The 2,305-nt window shown below is 67.1% G+C and carries 3 protein-coding genes; all 3 read right to left on the reverse strand.

Annotated elements, in window-relative coordinates:
• Positions 1-54: 54 nt before the first annotated feature.
• Genes pnuC through eno form a run of 3 tightly spaced genes read right to left on the reverse strand, consistent with a single transcriptional unit; the run spans position 55 to position 2,269 of the window.
• On the reverse strand, positions 55-684 hold the full coding sequence (pnuC, locus tag AC1D15_RS27745; protein WP_465113392.1) for a nicotinamide riboside transporter PnuC: 630 nt from the start codon (positions 682-684) through the stop codon (positions 55-57).
• Positions 685-697: 13 nt separating this feature from the next.
• Positions 698-976, reverse strand: coding sequence for a cell division protein FtsB (gene ftsB / locus AC1D15_RS27750; protein WP_047506223.1), 279 nt, complete (start codon positions 974-976; stop codon positions 698-700).
• A gap of 9 nt (positions 977-985) precedes the next feature.
• Positions 986-2,269, reverse strand: a complete 1,284-nt coding sequence (gene eno / locus AC1D15_RS27755; protein ID WP_047594661.1) for a phosphopyruvate hydratase — start codon at positions 2,267-2,269, stop codon at positions 986-988.
• Positions 2,270-2,305: the final 36 nt, after the last annotated feature.

The raw sequence follows: 2,305 nt of genomic DNA on the forward strand, positions 1-2,305 counted from the left end.
TCGTCTTGCCGGTGCTCTCGGCGCCGACGATCGCAATGACGTGGCTCGCGTGGCTCACGCGGCCTGCTCCACCTTGCGCCACGCGCGCCAGCCGGCGAACGACATGCCGACGAAGATCGCGTACAGCGCGACCGTCAGCCACAGTCCCTTGTACGCGAACAGCCCGACGCTGACGGTGTTGACCACCACCCACATCGGCCAGTTCTCGACGTACTTGCGGCCGAGCAGCCACTGCCCGACCACGCTCGCGGCCGTGGGGAAGGCATCCCACCACGGAACATCGGTGTCGGTGAAACGCTTCAGGAACCAGCCGAGCGCCGGCCACAGCGCGAGGGTCGCGACGACCACGGCCAGCCGGCCGCGCGGGCCCAGCGAACGCACCCGCAGCCCACGGCCGTCGCCCTGCGTGCCGCGCAGCCATTGCCACCAGCCCCAGCCGGCGACCAGCGCGAAGAACACCTGCAGGCTCGCGTCGCCATACAGCTTGCTGTCCCAGAACAGCGCGACGTAGAGCAGCGAGCTGACGATCGCGAGCGGCCAGCCGAGCGGGTCGACGCGCATGTTGCAGACGACCATCGCGATCGCCAGCACGAAGGCGATCACCTCGACCCAGGTGACGGGCGAGCCCCACAGCGTGAAGGCCGCAGCGAACAGCGGCTGCAGCGCTAGCAGCAAAGCGTCCATCAGGAAATGGCGATCAGCGCTTGGCGGTCGACACCTGGACGTAGATCTCGTCCGGCTTGACCATGCCGAGTTCGAAGCGCGCCTTCTCCTCGACCATCTCCAGGCCTTCCTTCAGGTCGCTGACCTCGGCGACCAGGCGCTCGTTGCGCGCGCGCGCCGCGTCGTTCTCGCCCTTCTTCTGGTCGAGCTTGGCCTGCAGCTCCATCACGCGCGGCACGCCGCCCTTGCCGAACCACAGTTCGGCATGGACGAGGGCCAGCAGCGCGATGAGGCCGAGGGTGACGAGGCGCACGGGCCCGGATCAGCGCAGGTTGTAGAACGCGCCGCGGCCCGGATAGCTCGCGACATCGCCCAGGTCTTCCTCGATGCGCAGCAGCTGGTTGTACTTCGCCATGCGGTCCGAGCGGCTCAGCGAACCGGTCTTGATCTGGCCGGCATTGGTGCCGACCGCGATGTCGGCGATCGTCGAGTCTTCGGTCTCGCCCGAGCGGTGGCTGATCACCGCGGTGTAGTTGGCGCGCTTGGCCATCTCGATCGCCGCGAAGGTCTCGGTCAGTGTGCCGATCTGGTTGATCTTGATCAGGATCGAGTTCGCGATGCGCTTGTCGATGCCTTCCTTCAGGATCTTCGTGTTGGTGACGAACAGGTCGTCACCCACCAGCTGCACCTTGGTCGTCAGGCGCTCGGTGATGTGCTTCCAGCCGTCCCAGTCGCCTTCGGCCATGCCGTCTTCGATGCTGATGATCGGGTACTTGTCGACCCAGGTCGCGAGGATGTCGGTCCACTCGGGCGCGCTCAGCGTCAGGCCTTCGGCGCTCAGCACGTACTTGCCGTCCTTGTAGAACTCGCTGGCCGCGCAGTCGAGGCCGAGCGCGATCTGCTCGCCGGCCACGAAGCCGGCCTTGTCGATCGCCTGCAGGATCAGCTGGATCGCCGCCTCGTGGCTCGCGACGCTCGGGGCGAAGCCGCCTTCGTCGCCGACCGCGGTGCTCATGCCCTTGTCGTTGATGATCTTCTTCAGTGCGTGGAACACCTCGGCACCGTAGCGCATCGCCTCGCGGAAGCTCGGGGCGCCCACCGGGATGATCATCAGCTCCTGCAGGTCGAGGCTGTTGTTCGCGTGCGCGCCGCCGTTGATGACGTTCATCATCGGCACCGGCATCTGCATCGCGCCCGAGCCGCCGAAGTAGCGGTACAGCGGCAGGCCGCTCTCTTCAGCCGCGGCGCGCGCCACCGCCATCGAGACGGCCAGCGTCGCGTTCGCGCCCAGGCGGCTCTTGTTCTCGGTGCCGTCCAGGTCGATCAGCGTGCGGTCGAGGAAGGCCTGCTCCGAGGCGTCGAGGCCGAGCACGGCCTCGCTGATCTCGGTGTTCACATGCTCGACCGCCTTCAGCACGCCCTTGCCGAGGTAGCGGTTCTTGTCGCCGTCGCGCAGTTCGATCGCCTCGCGCGAGCCGGTGGAGGCGCCCGAGGGCACCGCGGCGCGGCCCATCACGCCGGATTCCAGCAGCACGTCGCATTCGACGGTCGGGTTGCCGCGGCTGTCGAGGATCTCGCGGCCGACGATGTCAACAATGGCACTCATTCAATCTTCCTTCAGGTTTTTCGACTACTGCTAGGG

The sequence above is a fragment of the Rhizobacter sp. P2_H2 genome (genome assembly GCF_056403375.1).

Bases quoted from the DNA above. Each gene is read 5' to 3' on its own strand.
- pnuC (WP_465113392.1), bottom strand. From the start codon at position 684: ATGGACGCTTTGCTGCTAGCGCTGCAGCCGCTGTTCGCTGCGGCCTTC.
- eno (WP_047594661.1), bottom strand. From the start codon at position 2,269: ATGAGTGCCATTGTTGACATCGTCGGCCGCGAGATCCTCGACAGCCGC.